The 2,562-nt window shown below is 67.9% G+C and carries 1 protein-coding gene and 2 pseudogenes; 2 read left to right on the forward strand and 1 reads right to left on the reverse strand.

Features of this window, described 5'->3' with window-relative positions; genetic code table 11:
• The first annotated feature begins 538 nt into the window (after window positions 1-538).
• Together ACJA3G_RS34900 and ACJA3G_RS34905 are read left to right on the forward strand one after the other, a co-directional pair.
• Window positions 539-931, forward strand: coding sequence for a phospholipase A2 (locus ACJA3G_RS34900; protein ID WP_406557043.1), 393 nt, complete (start codon window positions 539-541; stop codon window positions 929-931).
• Window positions 932-1,124: 193 nt separating this feature from the next.
• Window positions 1,125-1,344, forward strand: a pseudogene (locus ACJA3G_RS34905) (hypothetical protein); the annotation flags it as partial.
• A gap of 45 nt (window positions 1,345-1,389) precedes the next feature.
• Here ACJA3G_RS34905 and ACJA3G_RS34910 read toward each other — a convergent pair.
• Window positions 1,390-2,268 (reverse strand): annotated as a pseudogene (locus ACJA3G_RS34910) (transposase); the annotation flags it as partial.
• Window positions 2,269-2,562: the final 294 nt, after the last annotated feature.

Consider the following 2,562-nt stretch of genomic DNA (forward strand, 5'->3'; position numbering starts at 1 on the left):
CCACCCCCGGCTGCAGCGCCCCGCCGAAACCTCCCACGCCATCGCCTTGCCCTAACGTGGTCCCCGCGCACGCGGGGGTGATCCCCTCTGCCTCGCGCGTCGTTACGCGGAGGCCTAGAGCGCACCCCGCAGGTGCAGGGACCACTTCGTCCGGGCCGGTGACCGGCCCCGGGCCGACGGTTCACCCGGGTCTTCGTGAGAGACCGCCCTCCTGCGGACGCCCATGAATGCGAGCCGTGCCGTCCCGTTCCACCTTCAGACAGGGATGGCTGGAGGTGCCTGTCGGCCGCCGCACAACCTGGCACAGATACACCAGCGTCGACCTAACTACGGGTGGCTACCTTTGCTCACGTAGGGTAGTTATGCTTCGTCATCCCCGCACTCGCATATCCATGGGAGCAGCATGAGACTCCACACCGGACGCGCTGCGTCACGATTCCTCGCCGGGCTCGCCCTCTGCGGATCGTTTCTGCTCAGCGCAGGGCCGAATGGTGCACCCGCAGCAGCGTCCGGCGCCGCACCGCGGGCGGCGGCCCTGGTGACACAGGCCAAGTACGCCGGTCAGGTGCGCGAGCGGGCCGACTTCCTCATGGCGAGGACCTACCGCGAGTTCCCTACCTACGCACAGCAGCACGAGAAGCCCTTCGACTGGGGCACCGACGGCTGCTCACCCCCCACCCCTCGCCTGTGGGCGCAGGTCTTCCATGACGCATGCCTCATCCACGACTTCGGCTACCACAACTACGGCGGACAGCGCCTGCGCCTGGACCCCACCGAAGCCCGACGCACGAGCATCGACGACCGTCTCCTTGAGGAGATGCTCCGGATCTGCCACGACCGGCCGGGCGCTCTCGCGAACTGCCCTGGCACAGCGCGGACGATGTACCAGGCCGTACGGCAGTACGGCGGCCCAGCCTTCTACGCTGAGTAGGAGTTGCGCGGGACTTCGCCAACTCTCACATTGAGTCGATCCCCTGCGTGCACGGCACCGGCCAGGGAGGGCGAACAGACCGGGCTCAGGCCGCTACGGCCGATGCCACCAAAATCCCATCGCTCCCCCCTGACCGGATACGGGCCCGGCCGCTTCGCCCGGGCTTCATCCACCTGGGCCAAGGGAGCCGGTCATGTCGACACGCAACACGATGCTGCGCAGCCTGCACGATGTCGGGTTGGCCGCCTGGTTCGGCGGCTCCCTCATGGGCGCGGTCGGCCTGAATGGTGCCGCCCGCGACGGCCACCACAGCGAGGATCGCCAGCTCCGGCTGGGCGAAATGGACCCCCGTCAACGCCGCGGCGATCGCCACGCACCTGTTCGGCTCCGGCGGTCTGCTCGCCGCCTCCGCCGGTCTCCGCGACGATCACCTCGGCCGCGAGGCGGCCGACCCCCGGGATGGTGTCGAGCAGGTCCAGGTCCTGCTCCCGCTCGGTCATCAGGAGCGCGATGCGCGCGTCGAACGCGCCTGTGGTGGACCGCAGTCTGTCGATCTCGTCGAGGTAGTGACGGATCATGAAAGCGTGGTGGTCGGTGAAGTCCCCGTCCATGGCCTCAATCAGGGCAGGGATCTTGGCACGGGCCTTGCCGACGGCGAGGCCCTCGAGCTGTTCAGGGTCGCGCTCGCCAGCGATCAGCGCTTCCAGGATGGCCCGGCCGGAGGCGCCGACCACGTCGGTCAGGACCGAGGTGAGTTTCATGCCGGTGTCCTCGAGTTCCTTCTCCAGCCGCTGGGCCTCCCAGCCGGCGGCACGGACGATCTCGGTGCGCCTGCGGGTCAGGCCCCGCAGCTCGCGGACCGCACGCTCGGGCACGAAGGACGCCATGACCATTCCGGATGCGCCGGCCCGGGCCAGGAACGCCGCGTCGTTTGGGTCGGTCTTGCGACCCCGGATGCCCCTGAGATGGGCAGGGTTGACCAGCATCAGGTTCAGGTGTGGTTGCAGCAGGTAGTACGCACTCCGCCAGTAGTCGGATGTCGCTTCCATGACCAGCACCTCGACCTGACGCTCGACCAACCATGCCAGTGTCGCCGTAGCTCGGCCCGCGTGGTGCCGAACCGCTCGGTCTCCAGACTCCACGTCCCGGTCCGCGCCGGGCCGGGGGTGCGCGCACAGGACAGCAGGAACCACTTGCCCAAGTCCACCCCCGTGGAGCGCAGATGGATTACCTCGTCCTTCACGTCCTGCCGCTTCACGACCTACTCCCGACTGCCGCACCCGACCGAGCAGAGTGGGCGCCCCGGAGAGGTCAAGGAAGGAATCGGAATCTGACACACGTGCTCCAGGCAGCGAAGGACACTGCTGCGGCGACAATCCGTGGCCCCCTGGCTGACCCCCAACGCCATCCTGGCAAACGAGTTCACTGACATCGCAGAGCTATCGGCTGACCGGGACACCCACCACTAGTTTCCTCGTCTCCGAGGTGATCAGCGCAGCCACTCAGGCGTTCCTGGCAAGATTTTCGTAGCCGAAGCCACTTTCCCAAGTACGCCGACATGAGTCGCCGCACCGTATCGCGGCATCTACTCGCTCGTGCGAACCGACCGCCCGGGCGTCAGTGTCGGGGAC

It is taken from the genome of Streptomyces sp. YS-3 (genome assembly GCF_045257485.1).
Taxonomy (GTDB): domain Bacteria; phylum Actinomycetota; class Actinomycetes; order Streptomycetales; family Streptomycetaceae; genus Streptomyces.